Origin of the sequence: Streptomyces aureocirculatus, from assembly GCF_000720475.1 — a bacterium.
GTDB classification, from domain to species: domain Bacteria; phylum Actinomycetota; class Actinomycetes; order Streptomycetales; family Streptomycetaceae; genus Streptomyces; species Streptomyces aureocirculatus.
This window is the reverse complement of record NZ_JOAP01000028.1, coordinates 83,117-105,602: the sequence shown is the minus strand read 5'-3', so window position 1 is coordinate 105,602 and position 22,486 is coordinate 83,117. Positions and strand designations below refer to the sequence as shown.

Annotated in this window: 17 protein-coding genes and 1 pseudogene; 7 read left to right on the top strand and 11 right to left on the bottom strand. The window is 71.5% G+C overall.

All coding sequences use genetic code 11. The annotated features are described in order from the left end of the window. Positions 1-117: 117 nt before the first annotated feature. The gene (locus tag IG78_RS0125145) at positions 118-864 is read right to left on the bottom strand and encodes an SDR family NAD(P)-dependent oxidoreductase (protein ID WP_030567013.1); all 747 of its coding nucleotides are present in this window, start codon (positions 862-864) and stop codon (positions 118-120) included. 190 nt (positions 865-1,054) lie between these two features. Here IG78_RS0125145 and IG78_RS0125140 point away from each other — a divergent pair, with 190 nt between their 5' ends. Continuing rightward, positions 1,055-1,669, top strand: coding sequence for a TetR/AcrR family transcriptional regulator (locus IG78_RS0125140; protein WP_030567011.1), 615 nt, complete (start codon positions 1,055-1,057; stop codon positions 1,667-1,669). Positions 1,670-1,867: 198 nt separating this feature from the next. Here IG78_RS0125140 and IG78_RS0125135 read toward each other — a convergent pair whose 3' ends face one another. From IG78_RS0125135 to IG78_RS0125120, 3 genes are all read right to left on the bottom strand, one after another. Beyond that, positions 1,868-3,058 carry a polyamine ABC transporter substrate-binding protein gene (locus tag IG78_RS0125135; protein WP_030567009.1) on the bottom strand — a complete coding sequence of 397 codons (1,191 nt, stop codon included), beginning with the start codon at positions 3,056-3,058 and terminating at the stop codon, positions 1,868-1,870. Positions 3,059-3,256: 198 nt separating this feature from the next. Next, positions 3,257-6,220: a hypothetical protein gene (locus tag IG78_RS50645; protein ID WP_037686158.1), complete on the bottom strand. Its 2,964-nt coding sequence runs from the start codon at positions 6,218-6,220 to the stop codon at positions 3,257-3,259. 415 nt (positions 6,221-6,635) lie between these two features. Continuing rightward, entirely contained in the window at positions 6,636-8,084 is a 1,449-nt protein-coding gene (locus IG78_RS0125120) for a gamma-aminobutyraldehyde dehydrogenase (protein WP_030567007.1), read from the bottom strand. Positions 8,085-8,240: 156 nt separating this feature from the next. On the opposite strand from IG78_RS0125120, the gene IG78_RS0125115 reads away from it, so the two are divergent. The 6 genes and pseudogenes from IG78_RS0125115 (at position 8,241) to IG78_RS0125090 (ending at position 14,232) form a co-directional block, all read left to right on the top strand. Continuing rightward, positions 8,241-8,750: an Lrp/AsnC family transcriptional regulator gene (locus IG78_RS0125115; RefSeq protein WP_030567005.1), complete on the top strand. Its 510-nt coding sequence runs from the start codon at positions 8,241-8,243 to the stop codon at positions 8,748-8,750. Beyond that, on the top strand, positions 8,735-10,117 hold the full coding sequence (locus IG78_RS0125110) for an aspartate aminotransferase family protein (protein WP_030567003.1): 1,383 nt from the start codon (positions 8,735-8,737) through the stop codon (positions 10,115-10,117). The genes IG78_RS0125115 and IG78_RS0125110 overlap by 16 nt, the downstream gene beginning before the upstream one ends. 263 nt (positions 10,118-10,380) lie before the next feature. Then, a pseudogene (locus IG78_RS0125105) lies at positions 10,381-11,070 on the top strand (ABC transporter ATP-binding protein); the annotation flags it as partial. 251 nt (positions 11,071-11,321) lie between these two features. Further along, complete coding sequence (locus tag IG78_RS0125100) at positions 11,322-12,491, top strand: hypothetical protein (RefSeq protein WP_030566999.1); 1,170 nt, start codon at positions 11,322-11,324, stop codon at positions 12,489-12,491. A 168-nt stretch (positions 12,492-12,659) separates the two neighbouring features. After that, positions 12,660-13,064 carry a VOC family protein gene (locus IG78_RS0125095; RefSeq protein WP_030566997.1) on the top strand — a complete coding sequence of 135 codons (405 nt, stop codon included), beginning with the start codon at positions 12,660-12,662 and terminating at the stop codon, positions 13,062-13,064. Between the two features lie 37 nt (positions 13,065-13,101). Then, complete coding sequence (locus IG78_RS0125090; protein ID WP_030566995.1) at positions 13,102-14,232, top strand: LOG family protein; 1,131 nt, start codon at positions 13,102-13,104, stop codon at positions 14,230-14,232. 137 nt (positions 14,233-14,369) lie between these two features. Here the strand turns inward: IG78_RS0125090 and IG78_RS0125085 are convergent, their stop codons facing one another. The 7 genes from IG78_RS0125085 to frr form a co-directional block, all read right to left on the bottom strand. Then, the gene (locus IG78_RS0125085; protein WP_030566993.1) at positions 14,370-15,170 is read right to left on the bottom strand and encodes a maleylpyruvate isomerase family mycothiol-dependent enzyme; all 801 of its coding nucleotides are present in this window, start codon (positions 15,168-15,170) and stop codon (positions 14,370-14,372) included. 80 nt (positions 15,171-15,250) lie between these two features. Then, positions 15,251-16,387: an ABC transporter ATP-binding protein gene (locus IG78_RS0125080; protein ID WP_225882206.1), complete on the bottom strand. Its 1,137-nt coding sequence runs from the start codon at positions 16,385-16,387 to the stop codon at positions 15,251-15,253. Next, positions 16,387-17,997, bottom strand: a complete 1,611-nt coding sequence (locus IG78_RS0125075) for an ABC transporter permease (protein WP_030566989.1) — start codon at positions 17,995-17,997, stop codon at positions 16,387-16,389. The genes IG78_RS0125080 and IG78_RS0125075 overlap by 1 nt, the downstream gene beginning before the upstream one ends. Positions 17,998-18,104: 107 nt before the next feature. Continuing rightward, entirely contained in the window at positions 18,105-19,184 is a 1,080-nt protein-coding gene (locus IG78_RS0125070) for a thiamine ABC transporter substrate-binding protein (protein WP_030566987.1), read from the bottom strand. 246 nt (positions 19,185-19,430) lie between these two features. Continuing rightward, positions 19,431-20,537, bottom strand: coding sequence for a dual-specificity RNA methyltransferase RlmN (gene rlmN, locus IG78_RS0125065; protein WP_030566985.1), 1,107 nt, complete (start codon positions 20,535-20,537; stop codon positions 19,431-19,433). Positions 20,538-20,617: 80 nt separating this feature from the next. Next, complete coding sequence (locus IG78_RS0125060) at positions 20,618-21,748, bottom strand: phosphatidate cytidylyltransferase (RefSeq protein WP_078965489.1); 1,131 nt, start codon at positions 21,746-21,748, stop codon at positions 20,618-20,620. Positions 21,749-21,815: 67 nt separating this feature from the next. Next, positions 21,816-22,373 (bottom strand): ribosome recycling factor, encoded by a 558-nt coding sequence (gene frr / locus IG78_RS0125055; protein WP_030566980.1) that lies wholly within the window; start codon positions 22,371-22,373, stop codon positions 21,816-21,818. Positions 22,374-22,486 lie beyond the last annotated feature (113 nt).

Below are 22,486 nucleotides of genomic sequence, written 5' to 3'. Positions count from 1 at the left end.
CAGACGCTGAGGCGGCACTCAAACGCTGAGGCGGCACCCAGACGCTGAGGCGGCACTCAAACGCTGAGGCGGCACCCAGACGCTGAGGCCGCCCCTCGCACGACCGCGGCACGGGCCCTACGCGTTCGACCCGCTGTCCACCGTGAACTCCGCGCCCGTGATGGTCCCCCCGCCAGGACCCACCAGGTGGGCCACCGTCGCGGCGATGTCGTCGGCGTGCGAATACCGGCCGAGGGCGGTCAGGCCGCGCTGGTGGTCGGCGGCCTCGCCGTCGGCCGGGTTCATGTCCGTGTCCGTCGAGCCGGGGTGCACGACGTTGACGGTGATGCCGCGCGGGCCCAGCTCGCGGGCCAGGGCCTTGGTGAAGCCGCTGAGGGCCGACTTGCTCATCGAGTACAGGACGATGCCGGGGAACGGCGCCCGCAGTCCGAGGTTGCTGCCGATGCTCACGATGCGCCCGCCCTCCGGCAGGTGCGCCGACGCGGCCTGGGCGCCGACGAACGCGGCCCGGACGTGGATGGCGAGGACGCGGTCCAGCTCCGCCTGCGTGACCTCCTCGAAGGGCCCGTGCGACCACACGCCCGCGTTGTTGACCAGGATGTCGAGGCGGCCGAGCTCGGCGGCCGCCCGGTCCACGGCGGCGCGCACCGCTTCCGGGTCCTCCGCGTCCGCCTGGACGGCGAGCGCCCGGCGGCCCTGCGCCTCCACATCGGCGACGACTTCCTCGGCCTTCGCCTTCCCCGCCGGGCTCACATAGGTGAACGCCACGTCCGCCCCGTCCCGCGCCAGGCGCCGCACGATCGCCGCGCCGATGCCCCTGCTGCCGCCCGTCACCAGCGCGACCTTGCCCACGACGTCCGTCATCCCCAGCCCCACATCTCTCCGTACGTGACTTCGAAGTACGTGACTTCGAAGTACGTGACTTCGAAGTACGTGACTTCCCACTGATCTCGCGTCGATTTCTGTGCTGATCGACACAGAAACTCTCACACGGGCGTACCGCCACGTCAAGGCCTATATTTGTCAGTCGATACAGAAAAAGGAGGCGAGGAGCGTGGCGGGACGCGGACGGCCGAGGGCGTTCGACCGGGACACGGCGCTGCGCCGGGCCATGGAGGTGTTCTGGAAGCAGGGGTACGAGGCCACGTCGATGATGGACCTCACCTCCGCCATGGGCATCGCGTCGCCCAGCCTGTACGCGGCGTTCGGCTCCAAGGAGGCCCTGTTCAAGGAGGCCGTGGAGCTCTACAACGCGACGGAGGGCGCACCGATGACCCGCGCGCTCACCGAACTCCCCTCCGCCAAGGACGCGGTGGAGTCGGTGCTGCGCCACAACGCCCGCGCGGACGCCCAGGAGGGCGGGCCGAGCGGCTGCATGATCGTCCTTGCCGCGACCAACTGCTCCACCGCGAACGCCCCCGTACGGGACCACCTCGCGACGCGGCGGCGGGCGGGCACCGAGATGATGGCCCGCCGCCTGGAGCGGGCCGTCCGCGAGGGCGAACTCCCCGCCGGTACCGACACGGAGGCGATGGCGGTCTTCTACACCACCGTCATCCAGGGCATGTCGGTACAGGCCCGCGACGGGGCGAGCAGCGCGTGCCTGGACCGGACGGTGGACCGGGCGATGGCGGCGTGGGACGCGGTGGCCGGGGCGTCCACGGCGTGACTCCGGTCGCGCGCCCCGAGGCGGGACGCCGTACGCGCCTTGGCGCGGGTCTCCGTACGCGCCTTGGCGCGGACCTCCGTACACGCCTTGGCGCGGACCTCGGCGCACGCCCCGGCGCGAGTCTCCGTACACGCCCCCGCGCGGGTCTCCGTACACGCCGGTTGCGGACGAGCGTTCTCGATCATGCCGCCGAGCCTGCTACAGCCCGACGATGGAGTTCCAGCGCTTCGCGAACTCCGTGCGCTCCTTGGACGTGATGTCCCTCGCGATCGCGAGTCGTCCGCGCATCCCGCCGTCGGGGAAGATCAACGGCTCCTCGGCGAGCGCCACGAGTTCCTTGTCCTTGGACGAGCCGAGGATGTCGCGGGCCGCGGGCACCGGGCACACGTAGTTGACCCAGGCGGCCAGCTCCGCGGCCACCTCGGGGCGGTAGTAGTGGTCGACGAGGCGCTCCGCGTTGGCCTTGTGGCGGGCGAGGTTGGGGATCATCAGGGACTCGGCCCACAGTTCCGCGCCCTCCTCGGGGACGACGAACTCGATGTCCGGGTCGTCGGCCTTGAGCTGGATGACGTCGCCGCTGTAGGCCTGGCAGGCGAGGACGTCGCCCGCGGCCAGGTCCTTGATGTAGTCGTTACCAGTGAAGCGGCGGATGTGGTGGCCGTCGACCAGCTTCTCGATCCGGTCGCACATACGGTGGAAGTCGTCGTCCTTCCACCGGGTGATGTCGACGCCGTCGCCCTGCATGAGCAGCGCGAACGCCTCGTCGAGGCCGGAGAGCAGGGTGACGCGCCCCTTGAGGTCGTCCGCCCACAGCTCCGACACCTGCCGGATCTCGCGGCCGAGGCGCTTCTTGTTGTACGCGATGCCGGTGATGCCCGACTGCCACGGGACGGTGAAGGCGCGGCCACGGTCGAAGCCGGGCGAGCGCAGCAACGGGTCGAGGTACTTGGCGACGTTGGGCTGGCGGGCGCGGTCCATCTCCTGCACCCAGCCGAGCCGGACGAAGCGGGCGCACATCCAGTCGCTGATGACGATGAGGTCGCGGCCCGTCTCCTGGTGGTTCATCAGGGACGGGCTGATCTTGCCGAAGAACTCGTCGTTGTCGTTGATCTCCTCCGTGTAGCGCACGTCGATGCCGGTGCGCTTCTCGAAGGCGTCGAGCGTGGGCCGCCGCGACTTGTTCCTGTCGTCGGTGTCGATGTACAGCGGCCAGTTGGCGAAGACGAGCCGTTTGTCGCGGGCGGAGCGGTCGTCCGCCGCGCGGTCGCCCGGCTTCACATAGGCGGCGGGCACCCCGCAGCCCGCGAGGCCGCCGAGTGCGGCGGCTCCGCCCAGGGCGCGAAGGAGGGTCCGGCGAGCGGGGCGGAAGGGGGCTCGGTTGGCTGGCACCTGGGCAGGATGCCCCGGCGGCCCCGCGGGAACAATGGACGAGGCGTCGAGTGGCCGGTCCGCGAGCCGAGACACCCTGTCCAGATCACGGGCCCGGGAGACCCGGTACGAGCGGTCCCGGGCACGGTCCAGACGGTCCCGGGCACGGTCCAGACGGTCCCGGGCACGGTACGAACCGCCCGGGCCCGGTCCAGGCGGTCACGGGCCAGGTACGAGCAGTCCCGCCAGGTCCGAAGCCGTCACGCGCTCCAGCGGCGCCGCGTCCACAGGGCCCGGGAACAGGCGGTACGCCAGGCCCGACGTCACGTGTTCCGCGCCGGCCAACTCCCCCTGCACCAGCGCCACGAAGGCCCGCCTGCCCGCGAGGTCCGGCTCCGCGCACAGCACGTCGGGGTCCCAGGCGTCGCGGATGCGGACGGCGAAGTCGGCGCGGGGCTCACCGGGTTCGCGCCGATAGCCCCACAGGACGTGGCCGCGCCCGCGCACCAGGACGTCGCCGTCGGTGCGGGCCGCCGCCGTCCAGCACGCCAGGTCCCAGAGCGTGGCACGCCCGCCGGGCTCGAAGGTGTCGACCAGGTCGTGCCCTGCCCGGCCGAGGACCGCGCGGTAGCGCCAGACGTCGTGCGTGCCCTCGCCCGTGGCGAGCGTGAGGTCGGCCCACCAGGCGCGGCGCGAGCGCAGGTCCACGATCATCGGTACGCGCAGTGCGGCGTCCCCCGCGAGGTCGAAGCGCTGCCGGACGGCGCGCGGGTCGAAGGCCGCGGGGCGCCTGCTCGTCCCGTCCACGGCCATGAACCCGGCGAAGGCGTCGGGCAGTTGGTCGAAGGGCACGTCGTTGTACGACAGGACGGCGGGTACGACGTAGCGCACGCCTGCCTTGGCGAGCCGGGGCAGGTCCAGGTCCAGGTACTCGGTGGCGCCGTGCGGGGCGGGCGCCGCGGTCAGGTCCCCGGAGTGCAGGGCGGCGCCCCCCGCGTACTCGAGCTGGGTGTAGTCGCACAGACCGACGAACCGCCACGCGTCGTCGTAGAGCGCGACGGACAGGTCGAGGTCGACCCGCACGCCCTTGGGCTGCATCCAGTGCAGGAACAGACGTACGCGCTCGCTGTCCCCCGGCATCGGCAGCGAACTGCCGCGCGGCACGGAGACGAGCGCCGCTGCGGAGGCCCGCTCGGCGAACGGCACCGGCAGGTCCCGCAGTCCGGCGTCGATCACCGCGACGCCGTACGGCCCGGCGGCGCCGGCGCCCCCGCCCCGGGTCCCGTCGGCCCCCGTACCGTCGTCGTCCCGCGCACCGGCGCCCGCACCGCCGACGCGTCCGCCGACGCGACGGCGGCGGGTCCGCTCCGCCTTCTCGGCGGCGGCGCTGTCGGGCTGCCCGCCATCACCGTCACCGTCACCGTCGCCGCCGTGCTCCTGACGCCCACTCCCGGTGACATCGCCTTCCGAGCCACCGTCCCGATCACCCTTGTGGACACGCCCACCGGCCCGCCCCCGCTCACCAGCACCGGCTTCGGCACCGGCACCGGCACCGGCACCGGCATCAACACCCCGAGCAAGCCTCCGCACCGCCTCCGCCTCGATGAGTTCGGCCACGCGGGACGCCACCCGCGGCGGCAGCGGTGGACGGATGTCGTCGACGGCGAAGGCCTTGGTCACGCGGCCGCGGGGGAAGAAGACGCGTCGACCGCCGGGCTCCGCGCGGACCTTCATCCGGCCGAACGCTCCGAGCAGCGGCCCCACGCCCGCCTGCGGCAGAGCGTGGGCAAGGGCCTCGGCGATCGCGGCGGGCACCATGGTCTCGCCCGAGCGGGCCAGCAACACGTCGAGGCGGCGCAGCAGTTCACCGGGGCGGTCGCGGAGCAGGGCGGCGGCGGCCGTGGTGTCCCAGGCGGCGAGGGCGGCCTCGACCCGGCTCTGCCGTCCGACGTGCCGCAGCCGGTCGCCGGCCAGGCGGATGGCGTCGTGGTGTGCGGCCTCGGTGAGCAGGACGTCCGTGAGCGCCGGGTCGGTGAGCCGGGTGCCGCGCAGCACGGCGAAGGCGAGGGCCACGCGCGCGTGGCCGCCGTCCCGCCGGGACCGCGCCGCCCTGGTGACTCCTTCGAAGGGGTGCAGGACCTCCCCGGCGCGCTTCCAGGCGGCGGGGTGCCGCGCGAAGTCCTCGCACAGCCGCGGGACGCCGAACGAGCCGAGCAGCGCGAGCAGTTCGCGCCGCACCGGGCGGGAGAGCGAACTCAGCCGCGGCGGGTCCAGCAGGTCGGGGTCGCCGCCCGAGCGCACGACGAGCAGGCGCAGCACGTCCGTCGCGCTGTCGGCGTACCGGGCGACGAGCGGCCGGGTCGCCGGGTCGTCGAGGAGCGGGGCGAGCACGAGGGCCTTGCTCTCGCGCAGCGGTATCTCGCGCGGAAGCCAGTCGGCGGCGTCGGCCTGCCGGTGGACACGGCCGAGCAGCAGCACGAGGTCGTCGTGGTCCTGCGGGTTCAGCGGTGTACGGCGGGCGAGGAGCGCGGCGAGTTCGGCCTTGGCGTCGTCGGGCGCGCCCAGGCCGAGCGCACGCAGCACGTTCCCGCCGGCACCGGGCGCGGAAGCGGCGAGGCGGCCGGTCGCCGGGTCGATCCACGGGTCGGTCGGCCCCGCGGTCTCGTACCTGCTGTCGCAGACCGGGCACTCGTACCAGCCGCAGCACAGCTCACAGCAGCCCTCGAAGGCCGCCACGCAGCCCTCGCAGATCAGGTGCGCGCACGGAGTGAGCGCCCGGACGCGGCGCCCGGGCAGGCCGCAGGCCATGCAGGGCTGGTGCGGCTGGGACGCGAGGTGGTCGAGGACGACGGTGGTGAAGCGGTCGCGGGCGTGCTGGTAGGGGATGACGTCGGGGAAACGCCCGAACAGCGGCGCGTGCGTGCGGTCGGAGCCCATCAGGGCGTCGACGTCGGCGAGCAGCCGCATCCCCGTGGCGGCGAGCTCGGCGGCGGGCAGACCCGTGAGCGCGCGCCGCAGCGGGACGGTCAGCAGATGGCCACGGTCGGCGAGTTCCGCTTCGAGGACGACGACGGCGGCCCGCGCGTCGGCGGTCCCCGCGCCCCGTGAGCCCGCGTCGGCTCCCGGAACCTGCACACTCTGCCGGCGCCGCAGCAGCAGCGCGGCGAGGTCGTCGGCACTCATCGGTCGCTCGCCCCCCTCCCCTGGCTCCTGGAACCCCATGGAGTCCCCGGAGCGGAAAAGCGGGGGCGGAGAGTGCGTGCGCTACGGATCTTTTCGCAGAAGAAGGAAGAAGGAAGCACACGACGGGAGCCGCCCCCGCGTACACAACGGTACGCGGGGGCGGAAGGGGCGTCACGCGGTTTTCGGCGGGCGCGCGGAGCGCCCCTTCAGGGGCGCGGGGAACTGCGCGAGCAACCCCCACGGACCCGGGCGGCGGGCGGTGAGCAACCCCCACGAACCCGGGGCGGCGGGCGGACAGCAACCCCCACGAACCCGGGGCGGCGGGCGGACAGCAACCCCCACGAACCCGGGGCGGCGGGCGGTGAGCGACCCGGTGGACGCGCCCGCCGAACCGCTCACGCCGCGCCCGCGGCGCCTAGCCCTCGATCGACGTCATCACGTGCTTGATGCGCGTGTAGTCGTCGAACCCGTACGCCGAGAGATCCTTGCCGTAGCCGGACTTCTTGAAGCCGCCGTGCGGCATCTCCGCGACCAGCGGGATGTGGGTGTTGATCCACACGCAGCCGAAGTCGAGGGCCTTGGACATGCGCATCGCGCGCGCGTGGTCCTTGGTCCAGACGGAGGAGGCGAGGGCGTACTCGACGCCGTTCGCGTACTCGACGGCCTGCGCCTCGTCCGTGAAGGACTGGACGGTGATGACGGGACCGAAGACCTCATGCTGGATGATCTCGTCGTCCTGCTTGAGGCCGGAGACGACGGTCGGCGCGAAGAAGTAGCCCTTGTCGCCGACCCGCTGGCCGCCCGACTCGACCTTGGCGTGCGCGGGCAGCCGCTCGATGAAGCCGGACACCTGCTTGAGCTGGTTGGCGTTGTTGAGCGGGCCGAAGAGCACGTCCTCGTCGTCCGGCAGGCCGGTCTTGGTGTCGGCGGCGGCCTTGGCGAGCGCCGTCACGAACTCGTCGTGGATGGACTCGTGCACGAGGACGCGGGTCGCGGCCGTACAGTCCTGGCCCGCGTTGAAGAAGCCCGCGACCGAGATGTCCTCGACGGCCTTGGCGATGGCCGCACTGTCGAGGTCTTCGAAGACCACGACCGGAGCCTTGCCGCCCAGCTCCAGGTGGACCCGCTTGAGGTCCTTGGACGCGGACTCGGCGACCTGCATACCGGCGCGCACCGAGCCGGTGATGGAGGCCATCGCGGGGGTCCTGTGCTCGACCATGGCGCGGCCGGTGTCACGGTCGCCGCAGATGACGTTGAAGACGCCGGGCGGCACGATCGAGCCGATGATCTCGGCCATCAGGACCGTCGACGCCGGGGTCGTGTCGGACGGCTTCAGGACGACGGTGTTGCCCGCGGCGAGCGCCGGGGCGAACTTCCACACGCCCATCATCATGGGGTAGTTCCACGGCGCGACCTGCGCGCAGACGCCGATCGGCTCACGCCGGACGAAAGAGGTCAGACCCTCCATGTACTCACCGGCGGCGCGCCCTTCGAGCATCCGGGCCGCGCCCGCGAAGAAGCGGATCTGGTCCACCATGGGCGGGATCTCCTCGGACCGCGTGAGTCCGATCGGCTTGCCCGTGTTCTCGACCTCGGCCGCGATCAGTTCCTCGGCGCGCTCCTCGAACGCGTCGGCGATCTTCAGCAGGGCCTTCTGCCGCTCCGCGGGCACGAGGTCCCGCCAGGCGGGGAACGCGTCGGCCGCGGCCTTCATGGCGGCATCCACGTCGGCCTGACCCGACAGCGGTGCCACCGCATACGCCTCGCCGGTCGCCGGGTTGATCACCTCGGTGGTCCGCCCGTCGGCCGCGTCCCGGAATTCGCCGTTGATGTAGTTGCGCAGACGGCGCAGCTCGGTGGTCACTGCCAAGCCCTCCTGTCCAGTGGATGAGACACCCACACTAGTCGCTACACCGACGCTTTCAACATACCCAGCCGCCCAGAACTGCGAAATCCGTGCACCAGGACATGTCACGCAACGAAATTCATCGCTGCGGCCTTGCGGAACAGACGAGACGTCGTGCACAGTGAAGTCGTGGCAAGTCGTAGCGCAGACCCCAGCAGCTCCCGCGGCGGGACGAATCCGTCCGTCGACGCCGTCTCCCTGGCGATCATCGAGCAGCTCCAGGAGGACGGCCGCCGTCCGTACGCGGCCATCGGCAAGGCCGTGGGCCTCTCCGAGGCAGCCGTGCGCCAGCGGGTGCAGAAGCTGCTCGACCAGGGCGTGATGCAGATCGTGGCCGTGACGGACCCGCTCACCGTGGGCTTCCGGCGCCAGGCGATGGTCGGCATCGACGTCGAGGGCGACGTGGACCCGGTCGCGGACGCCGTGGCCGCCATGCCGGAGGCGGAGTACGTGGTGATGACCGCGGGCTCGCACGACCTCCTGGTCGAGATCGTCTGCGAGGACGACGACCACCTGCTCGAAGTCATCAACAAACGGATCCGCGCGCTCCCCGGCGTGCGCTCCACCGAGAGCTTCGTCTACCTCAAGCTCAAGAAGCAGACCTACATGTGGGGAACCCGATAGCCGTGAGCACCAAGGACCTCAGCCGAACCGCGTACGACCACCTGTGGATGCACTTCACCCGCATGTCGTCGTACGAGAACGCGCCCGTTCCCACCATCGTGCGTGGCGAAGGGACCTACATCTACGACGACAAGGGCAAGAAGTACCTCGATGGTCTCGCGGGCCTCTTCGTGGTCCAGGCCGGGCACGGCCGCAGGGAGCTCGCCGAAGTCGCCGCCAAGCAGGCCGCCGAGCTGGCGTTCTTCCCCATCTGGTCGTACGCGCACCCCAAGGCCGTCGAGCTGGCGGAGCGCCTCGCGCACCACGCCCCCGGCGATCTGAACAAGGTCTTCTTCACCACCGGCGGCGGCGAGGCCGTCGAGACCGCGTGGAAGCTGGCGAAGCAGTACCACAAGCTCACCGGCAACCACACGAAGTACAAGGTCATCTCGCGCGCGGTCGCCTACCACGGCACCCCGCAGGGCGCTCTGTCCATCACCGGCCTGCCCGCCCTGAAGGCCCCCTTCGAGCCGCTGGTGCCCGGCGCCCACAAGGTCCCGAACACCAACATCTACCGCGCGCCGATTCACGGCGACGACCCCGAGGCCTTCGGCCGCTGGGCCGCCGACCAGATCGAGCAGGAGATCCTCTTCGAGGGCCCCGAGACGGTCGCCGCGGTGTTCCTGGAGCCCGTGCAGAACGCCGGCGGCTGCTTCCCGCCGCCGCCCGGATACTTCCAGCGGGTCCGTGAGATCTGCGACAAGTACGGCGTGCTGCTCGTCTCCGACGAGGTCATCTGCGCCTTCGGCCGCCTCGGCACGATGTTCGCCTGCGACAAGTTCGGCTACGTCCCCGACATCATCACCTGCGCCAAGGGCATGACCTCGGGCTACTCCCCGATCGGCGCCGCGATCATCTCGGACCGCATCGCCGAGCCGTTCTACAAGGGCGACAACACCTTCCTGCACGGCTACACCTTCGGCGGTCACCCGGTCTCCGCCGCCGTCGGCCTCGCCAACCTCGACATCTTCGAGCGCGAGGGCCTCAACCAGCACGTGCTCGACAACGAGTCCGCGTTCCTGAGCACCCTGCAGAAGCTGCACGACCTGCCGATCGTGGGCGACGTCCGCGGCAACGGCTTCTTCTACGGCATCGAACTCGTCAAGGACAAGGCCACCAAGGAGTCCTTCACGGACGAGGAGTCGGAGCGGGTGCTGTACGGCTTCGTCTCCAAGAAGCTCTTCGAGTACGGCCTGTACTGCCGCGCCGACGACCGCGGTGACCCGGTCATCCAGCTCTCGCCGCCGCTGATCTCGGACCAGTCCACGTTCGACGAGATCGAGGGCATCGTGCGGCAGGTCCTCACGGAGGCCTGGACCAAGATCTGATCCGCCGCGTGATCCGTTCCACCGCGTGCTCCGATCCACGTGCTCCGATCCACGCGGTGACCGGCCCGCGTGCTCCGATCCACGCGGTGACCGGCCCGGGTGCGCCCGTCCGAGTGAGAATTCGGATGAGACTCGCGCACCCGGGCCGCGTCCTTGTCCGGCCCCCGCCATCGAATCCCTAGCGTGCTCCCCAGTGACCGATCGGCCCAGCCTTCGTTCCCCCGTACAGGGGAGGCATCCTGATCCGAACCGAGGTGTACGCCATGGTGGCCCCGCCGGACAACGACGTGCTGTGGGCACGCGCCCTGCACGTCACATTCAACGGCTCCCCCGCCCTCACGGGCGTCTCGCTCGGTGTCCGCGAGCGCGAGATCCTCGCCGTCGGCGGTCCGCGCGGCAGCGGCAAGACGACGCTGCTGCGCTGTCTGTCCGGTCAGCTCCTGCCCCGCAAGGGCGAGGTCTGGTTCAACTCCACCCCCGTGCACACCATGGGCCCACTGGTGCGCGAGCAACTGCGCCGCGACCGCTTCGGCTGGATCGAACCCGAACCCCGGCTCGTACCGGAACTCAACGCCTGGGAGAACGCCGCGCTCGGCCTGATGCTGCGCGGCGGCCACCGGCGCAGTGCCCGCACCGCCGCCCACGAGTGGCTTGAGCGCCTCGACATCGGCAGTTGCGCCCGCAAGCGCCCCGGCGCCCTCACTCAGGCCGAGCGGCAGCGCGTCGCCATCGCCCGTGCCCTGGCCTGCGCGCCGTCCGTGCTGTTCGCGGACGAGCCCACGGCGCCCCTGCACCGCGCCGACCGCGCACAGGTCCTGCGCACCCTGACGACCGCGGCCCGCTCGCACGGCATCACCGTCGTCCTCGCCACCCACGACGCGGACGTCGCCGCCCTCGCCGACCGCACGGTGACGCTGCTCGACGGGCGACGGGTGCGTACGGTGCGGCTGCCGGAGGACGAGCTGGGCGCCGCCGGTACCGAGGCCATGGACACTCCCCCCGGCACCGAGGCCATGGGTACCGCCGCCGGTACCGAGACCATGGACGCTGCTGAGCACACGGACACCGCTGAACACATGGACACCACTGAACACACAGACACCACGGACGCCACGGGGCCCTCCGGCACAGGCACCGACACCGGCGCCCCGGCCGCCTCAAGTACCCCTGGCACCCCCGACTCCGACACCGAAGGCCGGGCCGCGTGCTCGCTCTCCGTCTAGCGCGCGGCGCTCACCCCCTGGTCCAGTTGCGGCGGCTCCTGGTCGCGGCCGCGTCGGCAGGTACCGGTTTCCTGCTCCTGTGCACCCTCGCGTACGCGCTGAGCCACCCGGCGTCCACCGGGTCCGTCCTGCGGCTCGCCTGGTGTGCCGTCCCGCTCGCCGCCACCGTGTACTTCGCCGTCACCGTGGCCCGTACCGACCCCGGCACCAGACCGCGCCCGGGGCTCGCGGCCATCGGCCTCGGACCGGGACGGCTCATGGTGATCGCCGCGATGACCACGGCCGTGGCCTGCACGCTCGGCTCGATGGTGGCGCTGCTCTTCTTCCTGCACCTGCGCGGCGACCTCACGGGCCTGCCGTTCGACGGCGCGGCACCCGGACTCCTCGCCGCCGACCGGCCGTTGCCGCTGCCCGCGACGCTGACCCTGCTCGCACTCGTACCGCTCGCCGCGTCCCTCGCCAGCGCACTCGTGCTGCGCCCGCGCCCGGCCCGCCCCGGCGCCGCGGCCGAGCCGAGCCCCCCGGGGCGCCCCGCCGCCGTACCCGGCGGACTGCCCTGGGGCGTCGCCCTGCTCACCGCGGGCCTCGCCGCCGAGACCTACGCGACCCGTGGCGGCGAAGAATCGGGCGCACGGATGCCCGGCGGCCTCGGCGGCAGCCCCATCGGTGCCCTGGCGGGCTGGGGGCTCACCGCCGTCGGCCTCGCCCTCGCCGGGCCCGCCCTCACCCACCTCTGCGGGAAGCTGCTTCAGGCCGTGCGGCCCGGAGCAGTGCGGCTGCTCGCGGGGCGCGTGCTCCAGCAGGAGGCACGGCGGATCGGCCGGCCCCTCGGCGTGGTGTGCGCGGTGGCGTCGGGCGCGTACACGGCGAGCACGCTGTACGCGGACGCGGGCCGCGGCGACTCGAACATCGGCCCGCTGACCACACTCGGCGCGCTGCTCGTCGCGGGCTGCGCCCTGCTGACCCTGGCCACGGCCGCCGTCGAGGCCAAACACGCGCGGGCGGACACCACGGCGGCCCTGCTGCGCCTCGGGGCACCCGCGACGCTCCTGCGGGGCTGTGTGGCGCTGCGGGCCGGGGCGCTGTTCGCGGTGTTCGGTCCTGTCACCTGGGCGGTGGCGGAGCTGGCCGCGATGCCGCTGACGCGCTGAACGAACACGCTGAACACGCTGAACGCGCTGAACGGAAATTCGTACAAGAATTTCGGCCGTGGGCGATGAGTTCCGTGTCGCGGGGACGTCTAACCCTCCGTAAGACGCACACACGCGTTTACGCGAGACACACGCACCCCACGCGCAACACACCCCCGGGAGACGCACATGTACCAGCAGATGATCTTCGTGAACCTGGCCGTGAACGACGTCGAGGCCTCGCGGAAGTTCTTCACCGACCTCGGCTATCCGATCAACAAGCAGTTCTCCACGGAGGACTGCGCGTGTGTCGAGATCAGCGACACGATCGTCGCGATGATGCTCAGCAAGTCGCACTACCAGCAGTTCACCACCAAGGAGATCGCGGACCCCACCAAGACCAGCGAGGCGCTGCTCGGCCTGAGCGCAGAGAGCCGCACCGCGGTGGACGAACTGGTCGACAAGGCGGTCGCGGCGGGCGCCACCGCGGGCAAGGTCCAGGACTACGGCTTCATGTACGGCCGTGCCTTCGACGACCTGGACGGCCACACCTGGGAGATCATCTGGATGGACCCGACGCAGGTCGAGGGCTGACCCGAAGGCCTCCACCCGGGGTGCATAGCATGGGCGGATGCTGCCTTCCGAAGCATCCGCCCCGCGGCCCGGCGACCGTGAGATCGAGAGCATCGCCGAATTCGACGAGGTGGTGGCGGTACGGGGCTCGCTCGCCGGACACCGCGTCCAGGCCGTCGACCTGACGGACCGTACGGCCGCGCTGCTCGGCGCCGACACCACGGGCGCCGTGTTCCTCGGCTGCCCGATGACGGAGGAGGCCGCAGCCCATGTGCGGGCCTCGGGGGCGCTGGTCTTCCCGCCCGTGCCGGGCCTGCCGTTCGACCCCTACCGGGCGCTCCTGTACACACCCGACGACCTGTTCGCGGGCCTGGCCGACGGCGGGTACGAGGCGACGCCGGACGCCCGCGCGTACACCTGGTTCCAGGAGACCAAGGCCGACGGGGACGTCTTCGCCTCGATGCTGCGCGCCGTGCACGACGACTCCGTCTCCGACGCGCTCGACGAACTCCTCGTCGGCGCCCGGGTCGTGGGCGTCATGGGCGGGCACGCGATGGCCCGCGGCACCGAGGAGTACGCGGGCGCCGCGCGGCTCGGGCGGCAGCTCGCACGGGACGGCTTCACGGTGGCCACCGGTGGTGGACCGGGCGCCATGGAGGCGGCGAACCTGGGCGCGTACGCCGCCGGGTACGACGACGCGATGCTGGACGAGGCCCTTGTGCTCCTCGCCAAGGCGCCGTCGTTCACCCCTTCGGTGACGGAGTGGGCGCGGGCGGCCTTCGCCGTACGGGAACGCTGGCCTTCGGGCGGTGCGTCCGTGGGCATCCCCACGTGGTTCTACGGCCACGAGCCGCCGAACGCCTTCGCCTCGCACCTGGCCAAGTACTTCGCCAACGCCACCCGCGAGGACGGTCTCCTCGCCCGCTCCAACGCGGGGGTCGTCTTCCTGCCGGGCGCCGCGGGCACCGTCCAGGAGATCTTCGACAACGCGACCCCCAACTACTACGAGTCCCGCGGCGGCCCGACCCCCATGGTCCTGGTGGACACCCACCACTGGACCCACCACCTCCCGGCCTGGCCCCTCCTCAAGGCCTTGGCGGCGCGACGCCCGATGGGGGCGCGCATCGCCCTGATCGACAACGTGACCGAGGCCCCGTCAACTCTGGCCGACCTGTCCCACAAGACCTGACACCCCCACAGCTCCCTCTGCGGACAGCCACTCCGCCGCTCCTGCTGTGGACAGCCACTCCGCCCTGCTCGAGCGGAGCCGAGAGCTTGGGGGAGGGTGGGCACAGCCAACAACGGCGGCGCGGCCAAGATCGACGCTCACCCAAACGAGGCCCGCTCCAGCCAGAACTCCAGCAACTCCCGATCCCCCAGCACCTCAACCCGCCCGGAGTCCAACCCGCGCCTCCGGTAGAAGGCAAGCAACACCTCGGTCAAGGGCCCCCGAAGCGCAACATCGGCCTTCTCGTGCCCCCGCCGCCACACGACCCCTTCCTCGGCCAACTCAACAACCCACTCCGCGTCCACCGCGGCCCCCGCGGCCCCGGCGTCAACCGCATGCAGATGGATACTGCGCCCACCCCCACGCAACTCCCCCGCCTTGTCCGCCAAGCCATTCCGCTGCACGTACCGCACGATCTCCAGCCACTCGTCGATCGCGTCGACAGCCACCTCGGGATCCACCACGTACTCGACGCCCGCGGCGATCGCGGCGTCGGCCCGGTGCACAGCCACCTCGTGCGTCATCCGCCGCGCCCAGAACTCGGCGGTGTGCTCCGCCCCCCACGTCCACACGGCCGTGTCGCCGGAGGCGCCCCGCAACGCGGCGTCGATGAGGTCCGCCGTCTCGGCGAGCCAGGCGTCGAGGCCTGCGGGGTCGTCGTCACCGGGGCCCACGAAACCCGGTACGTCCGCCTCGGGAACGTGCCGCGTCGCCCGCGTCCGCACATGCGCCTCGACCCAGCGCACCGCGCCGCCGGTGTGCCGGGCGAGCTCTCCGAGGGTCCAGTCGGGGCAGGTCGGCACGGTCGCCGTCAGGTCCGCACCGACGAGCGTCTCGCGAAAGAGCCCGAGTTGGGCGGCGACTTCCTGGCGGTACCTGTCGTATCCGAGTCTCGTCATGGCCGAACCATAGATCCGTGCCCCACCCCCCGGCAGCCGGGTTTCCGCCGATACGCACCCACGCGGGAGCGCCCGTACCCTCAGCCGAGCACCACCACGTCACCCGAGTCGAAGGCCACCCCCACCGTCTCCCCCACAGCGGGCGCGTCCCGCAGCGCGCACGCCGCTTCGAGCCTCGGTCCGCCCGGGGGCTCCAACCGCACGGCGACATGCGTACCCCGGAACGTACGCGCCGCCACCGCACACGCGAGCCCCTCCGCCGCGCCCACGAGCCGCACTCCGGCGGGCCGCACGAGCAGCCTGCACGCCCCCTGACGCGTCCCGTCCGGCACGGGGACCTTGCCCCACACCGTGTCCGCGACCTCGCCGCTCACCGTCGCGTCGACCACGTTGTCGAAGCCGAGGAAACGCGCCACGAACTCGTCCGCCGGGTCCCGCCACACCTCAAGGGGCGTACCGGACTGGGCGATCCGTCCGCTCCGCATCACCACGACCCGGTCCGCGAGCGCGAACGCCTCGCCCTGGTCATGGGTGACCGCGAGCACCGTCGTACCCAACTCGGCGAAAAGTTCGCGCAGTTCGACGACCAGGCGCTCCCGCAGCGAGCGGTCGAGCTGGCCGAGCGGCTCGTCGAGCATCAGGATCCGGGGCCGGGGCGCGAGCGCCCGGGCCAGCGCGACCCGCTGCTGCTCGCCGCCCGAAAGCGACGACACGGCCCGCTTCTGCGCGCCCGGCAGACCCACCAGGTCCAGGAGCTCCGCGACCCGCAGGGCCTGCTCGGCCCGGGACGCGCCGTGCATCCGCAGGCCGAAGGCGACATTGCCCGCCACATCCCGCTGCGGGAAGAGCTGGTGGTCCTGGAACATCAGGCCGACGCCCCGCTTGTGCGCGGGCACCCCGCTCTGGTCCCGGCCGCCGAGCACGATCCGCCCGCCGTCGAGCCCCTGAAGCCCGGCCACGGCCCGCAGCAGTGTCGACTTGCCGCTGCCGCTCGGCCCGAGCACACACACGATCTCGTGCCCGGCGACGTCGAGGTCCACGGCGTCGAGGGCGGCCCGCGCCCCGAACCGGACAGTGACGCCGTCGAGGCGCAGCAGCGCGCCGTCCTGCCCGGCGTCGTGCGCGGCATCGTGCGCGGCGACGTGTGCTTCGTCGTACGCGGCTCCTCGCCCGGCGTCCGGCCCCGCACCTCGCCCCGTACCTTGCGCGGCACTCATCAGAACTCTCCCGTCGTCCGTTCCGTACGCAGTTGCTCCAGGAGCAACAGCGCCACCGCGCACACCACCATCAGAATCGTCGACAGGGCCATCGCCTGCCCGTAGTTGAGGTCCCCCGCCCGGCCGAGCAGCCGTGCCACGGCGACCGGCAGCGTCGGGTTGTCGGGTCGCGCGATGAACACCGTCGCGCCGAACTCGCCGAGCGACACCGCGAAGGCGAAGCCCGCCGCGATGAGCAGCGCCCGGCGCACCAGCGGCAGGTCGACCTCCCGCCAGGCCCGCCAGGGCGAGGCGCCGAGCACGGCCGCGGCCTCCCGCAGCCGTCCGTCCACGGCGCGCAGGACGGGCAGCATGGTGCGGACGACGAAGGGTACGCCGACCAGGGCCTGCGCCAGCGGGACCAGGATCCAGGAGGACCTGAGGTCGAGCGGCGGCTCGTCCAGGGTGATCAGGAAGCCGAAGCCGACGGTCACCGCGGACACTCCGAGCGGCAGCATCAACAGCGCGTCGAACCCGCGCACGAGCCGCCCCGCGCGCCGGGTGAGCGCGGCCGCCGCGAGCCCGCCGATCACCAGCGCGATGGCGGTGGCGACGACCGCGTACCGCAGGGAGTTCCCGATCGCGTCGACGACGGGGACGAGGAACGCGCCACCGTCGGCCGACCGCAGCGTCTCGTAGTACAGGAAGCCGTAGCCGTCGGGCCCGTCGAACGACCGCTGCACCAGGACACCGAGCGGCAGCAGGATGAGGAGTGCGACCGTCAGGAGCACGAAGCCGAGCAGGCTCCACTGTCCGGCGCCGCGCGGCCGCCGCACCGCCGCCGCGGAGTCCACCAGCTTCAGCGCGCTCTCCCGCCGGCGCACCGCCCACGCGTGCACCGCGAGGACCCCGCCGACCGCCGCGAACTGCACGATCGTGAGCACCGCGGCCGTCGGCAGGTCGAGGAGCTGTGCCGTCTGCCGGTAGATCTCGACTTCGAGCGTCGAGTACGCGGGCCCTCCCAGGATCTGTACGACCCCGAACGACGTGAACGTGAACAGGAACACCATCAGGGCGGCCGCCGCCACGGCGGGCGCGAGCGCGGGCAGTGTCACCGACCACCAGGCGCGCGTGCGGGAGGCTCCGAGCGTCCGCGCGGCCTCCTCCTGCCGGGGGTCGAGCTGCGACCAGAGCCCGCCGACGGTGCGGACGACGACGGCGTAGTTGAAGAAGACATGGGCGAGGAGGATGGCCCACACCGTGGTGTCCAGACGTACGCCCCACAGCTCGTCGAGGAGGCCGCCGCGCCCGACGAGGGCGAGGAAGGCCGTGCCGACGACGACGGTCGGCAGCACGAACGGCACGGTGACGACCGCCCGCAGCACCTGTTTTCCCCGGAAGTCGAAGCGCGCGAAGACATACGCGCCGGGGAGCGCGATCAGCAGCGTGAGGCCCGTCGAGGCGAGCGCCTGCCAGGTGGTGAACCACAGGACCTGCTGGATGTCGGACTGTCCGAGCACCTCGCCGATCCGCCCGAACTGCCAGCTCCCGTCCACCTTCAGGCCGCGCGCGACGATCGCGGCCACCGGCACGGCGAAGAAGACGGCGAAGAACGCGACGGGCAGCGCCATCAGGGCGAGCCGCGTCGCGCTCCCGCGCCGGTCCCGGCGGCGGCCGGGGCCCCCGCGCCCGGCTCGGGGGCCCCCGGACCTGCCGTCCTTGCCGGCAGGCGCGTCGGTTACTTCAGAACGAGCGAGGTCCACGACTTGACCCACTGCTCACGGTGGTCGGCGATCTTCTTCGGCGCCATGGTCTGCGGCTCGTCGATCCGCGCGCCGAACTTCCGGAACAGTTCGGGTGTCCGTACGCCCTCCCGTACCGGGTTCACGAACATCTGGAGCGGCAAGTCGTCCTGGAACTTCTCGCCGATCATGAAGTCGAGGAGCGCCTTGCCGCCCTTCTCGTTCTTCGCGCCCTTCAGCAGGCCCGCGTACTCGATCTGCCGGAAGCAGGTGCCGGTGGCGACGCCGGTCGGGGCCTCCTTGGGCTGCGGCTTTGCGTAGAGCACCTCGACGGGCGGCGACGAGGCGTACGACACGACGAGCGGCCTGTCGCCCTTGGCCTTCTTGCCTCCGGCCGACCCCGAGAACTCCTCGTTGTAGGCCTGCTCCCAGCCGTCGACGACCTTGACGCCGTTGGCCTTCAGCTTCTTCCAGTAGTCCTGCCAGCCGTCGTCGCCGTACTTCGCGGCGGTGCCGAGCACGAATCCGAGGCCGGGCGAGGAGGTCGCGGCGTTCTCCGTGACGAGGAGGTTCTTGTACTGCGGCTCGACCAGGTCGTCGAAGGACTTCGGGGGCGCGAGCTTCTTGTCGGCGAAGTACTTCTTGTCGTAGTTCACACAGATGTCGCCGGAGTCGACGGGTGTGACGCCCTTCTCACCCCCGGCGGGCCGGTACTGCGAGGCGACCTGGTCCAGGCCCTCGGCCTCGTACGACTCGAAGACCCCGTTGTCGAGCGCGCGGGAGAGCAGGGTGTTGTCGACGCCGAAGAAGACGTCGCCCTGCGGGTTGCCCTTGGACAGGATCGCCTTGTTCACGGCCTGCCCGGCGTCGCCGTCCTCCAGGACGCGGACCTTGTAGCCGGACGTCTTCTCGAAGTCCTTCAGGACGCCCTTGGAGATGGTGAAGGAGTCGTGCGTCACCAGGGTCACGGACGTGGAGTCGGACTTGTCGCCGCCCCCGGAGCCGCACGCGGTGACCGCGACGAGCCCGATGCCCACGGCGATCGCCGTGACCGAGGCCTTCTTGATGGTGCTCACGGAAACATTCCTCCTGGGGTGACCAGGAAGAGACGCGGCCCTGCCCGAGGCGCGGAGGAGCGGAGTCCTCGGCGCCCCGGGCAGGGCGCAACAGCTTGAGTGGTGACCGAACTTCCTACCCAGAATGACCTGGGCGAGGTTCAGAGGGTCTGCGGCCGATACCGCACTCTCAGCGCTGTGGCGCTCCCCTGTCGGAATATGAAGATGTCAGTACGCCCGCCAGGGTACCCCCCGGCCACGCCGGTACTACCTTTCGGCCGCCGCGAGCTGCCCGCACGCGCCGTCGATCTCCTGGCCGCGGGTGTCCCGTACGGTGACCGGCACCCCATGGGCGGCGATCGCCTCGACGAACGCCTTCTCGTCCTCGGGGCGGGACGCGGTCCACTTCGAGCCGGGCGTGGGGTTCAGCGGGATCAGGTTGACGTGCACCGGCTTGCCCCTGAGCAGCCGCCCGAGCCGGTCACCGCGCCAGGCGTGGTCGTTGATGTCACGGATCAGCGCGTACTCGATGGAGAGCCGGCGGCCCGAGCGGTCCGCGTACTCCCATCCGGCGTCCAGGACCTCACGCACCTTCCAGCGCGTGTTGACCGGGACGAGGGTGTCGCGCAGCTCGTCGTCGGGGGCGTGCAGCGAGATGGCGAGGCGGCACTTGAAGCCCTCGTCCGCGAACCGGTGGATCGCGGGCACCAGGCCGACCGTGGAGACGGTGATGCCGCGCTGGGAGAGGCCCACGCCGTCGGGCTCGGGGTCGGTGAGGCGGCGGATCGCGCCCACCACGCGGTTGTAGTTCGCGAGGGGCTCGCCCATGCCCATGAAGACGATGTTCGAGAGCCGGGCCGGGCCGCCGGGGATCTCGCCGTCCCTGAGGGCCCGCATGCCGTCGACGATCTGGTGCACGATCTCGGCGGTCGACAGGTTCCGGTCCAGGCCCGCCTGGCCCGTGGCGCAGAACGGGCAGTTCATGCCGCAGCCCGCCTGGGAGCTGATGCACATCGTGACCCGGTCCGGATACCGCATGAGGACCGACTCCACAAGGGTGCCGTCGAACAGCCGCCACAGCGTCTTACGGGTCGTGTCGTCGTCGCAACTGATGTGCCGCACGACCGACATCAGCTCCGGAAGCAGCGCCTCCTGCAGCTTGCCGCGCGCACCGGCCGGAATGTCCGTCCACTGCTCGGGCTCGTGCGCGTACCGCGCGAAGTAGTGCTGCGAGAGCTGCTTGGCGCGAAACGGCTTCTCCCCGACGGCGGCGACGGCTTCCTTCCGCTCGGCGGGCGAGAGGTCGGCGAGATGCCGCGGCGGCTTCTTGGCTCCGCGGGGGGCGACGAAAGTGAGTTCTCCGGGCTTAGGCATGGCCCTACCAGTGTCGCAGATCCACCGACCTGCTCAGTTCCGGCGGCCGACCGCGGCTCCCCGCGGGTGCGACCCGGGCCTCAGCCGGAACCGACGAACGCCACGAGCAGCAGCCACACCACGGGGGCGGTCGGCAGCAGGGAGTCCAGGCGGTCCATGATCCCGCCGTGCCCGGGGAGCAGGGTGCCCATGTCCTTGATGCCCAGGTCCCGCTTGATCATCGACTCGCCGAGGTCACCGAGCGTCGCGCTCGCCGCCACCGCGAGGCCGAGCAGCAGCCCCTGCCACCAACTGCCGTCGTCGATGAGGTACTGCATGCACAGCGCGCCCGCCGCCATCGCGAAGGTCACCGCGCCGAGCAGGCCCTCGCGGGTCTTGCCGGGGCTGATGCGCGGCGCGAGCTTGTGCCTGCCGAAGCGCCAGCCGATCGCGTACGCGCCGGTGTCGCTGACCACGGTCAGGAGCAGGAAGGTGAGCACCCGCCGCGGGCCGTCGTCCGCGGCGAGCATCAGCGCGACGAAGGTCGCGAGGAAGGGCACGTAGAACGCCGCGAAGACACCCGCCGTGACGTCCTTCAGATAGCCGTCGGGCGGCTCCGTCATACGCCAGACGAGTACCGCGAGGGCGGTCAGCGCCATCGCCACCCAGGCGCCCTCGGGGCCGCGGACATAGCCCGCGACGACCATCGCGGCGCCACCCACCGCGAGCGGCACGAGGGGCGCCTTGATGCCCTTGCGCTCCTCCAGGCGGGAGGTGAGCTCCCAGAGGCCGACCACTACGGCGACCGCTATGACGCCGACGAAGGCCGCCTTCTGGATGAAGAGAGACGCGATGATCACCGCGCCGAGCCCCACGCCCACCCCTATGGCCGCCCCGAGGTCACGGCCCGCGCTCTTGCGCTGCGGGGCTGGGGCGGGCTGTGGTGCGCCGGTCATGGGCTCCTGCGGCTTCTGCGCGGGGTACACGGGCGGCACGGGCGGTGTCTCGTCGCGAAACGGGGGGCCGCTCGGCCGAGCAGCCCCCCGGTCGTCGTCCTGGTCTCCGCTCGCGGCTACGTCGGGCACGATGGGCATGGGCTGAGTCCCTGACGGAGTCAGGGCGTCCTGCGCATCGTATGCGGGACCCGCCGGGGCAGCACCCTGGACAGGACCCTGCTCGGGCGCCCCCCAGTACCCGGCTCTGGGCGGCGCCCCCCAGGAAGTGTCGTTCACGGAATTCGGATTCCTCAGACCTAGATCGGACGTCGAGCGGACTCGATCAGTCGTCGAGTGAGCTCGATCAGACCTCGAGCAGCTCGGCTTCCTTGTGCTTGAGCAGCTCGTCCACCTGGGTGACGTACTTGGAGGTCAGGTCGTCGAGGTCCTTCTCCGCGCGACGGCCCTCGTCCTCACCGATGTCGCCGTCCTTGACGGCCTTGTCGACGGTGTCCTTGGCCTTGCGGCGCACCGAGCGGATCGAGACCTTCGAGTCCTCGGCCTTGCTCTTGGCGACCTTGATGTAGTCGCGGCGGCGCTCCTCGGTGAGCTCGGGGAACGTCACCCGGATGATGTTCCCGTCGTTGCTCGGGTTGACGCCGAGGTCCGAGTCGCGGATCGCCTGCTCGATGTTGCGAAGGGCCGTCTTGTCGAACGGGGTCACCACGGCCATGCGCGGCTCCGGCACCGAGAACGAAGCCAGTTGGTTGATCGGCGTCAGCGCGCCGTAGTAGTCGGCCACGATCTTGTTGAACATCGCCGGGTGGGCACGGCCCGTACGGATCGCGGCGAAGTCCTCCTTGGCGACCACGACGGCCTTCTCCATCTTCTCCTCGGCCTCGAGGAGGGTCTCTTCGATCACCACTTGCTCCTGCGTGTCTTGAGTAGGCCCGGCTTCCAGGGATCGGCCGGCTGCGTCGCGTCTCTTTCCTGCACGGTGTCCGACCGGCAGGGCTTTGTCCATCCCCTCGTGAG

Excerpts from the sequence above, each read along its gene's own strand:
- IG78_RS0125145 (WP_030567013.1), bottom strand. The coding sequence starts at position 864 with ATGACGGACGTCGTGGGCAAGGTCGCGCTGGTGACGGGCGGCAGCAGG.
- IG78_RS50645 (WP_037686158.1), bottom strand. The coding sequence starts at position 6,220 with ATGAGTGCCGACGACCTCGCCGCGCTGCTGCTGCGGCGCCGGCAGAGT.
- IG78_RS0125095 (WP_030566997.1), top strand. The coding sequence starts at position 12,660 with ATGTACCAGCAGATGATCTTCGTGAACCTGGCCGTGAACGACGTCGAG.
- IG78_RS0125090 (WP_030566995.1), top strand. The coding sequence starts at position 13,102 with ATGCTGCCTTCCGAAGCATCCGCCCCGCGGCCCGGCGACCGTGAGATC.
- IG78_RS0125085 (WP_030566993.1), bottom strand. The coding sequence starts at position 15,170 with ATGACGAGACTCGGATACGACAGGTACCGCCAGGAAGTCGCCGCCCAA.
- IG78_RS0125080 (WP_225882206.1), bottom strand. The coding sequence starts at position 16,387 with ATGAGTGCCGCGCAAGGTACGGGGCGAGGTGCGGGGCCGGACGCCGGG.
- IG78_RS0125075 (WP_030566989.1), bottom strand. The coding sequence starts at position 17,997 with ATGGCGCTGCCCGTCGCGTTCTTCGCCGTCTTCTTCGCCGTGCCGGTG.
- rlmN (WP_030566985.1), bottom strand. The coding sequence starts at position 20,537 with ATGCCTAAGCCCGGAGAACTCACTTTCGTCGCCCCCCGCGGAGCCAAG.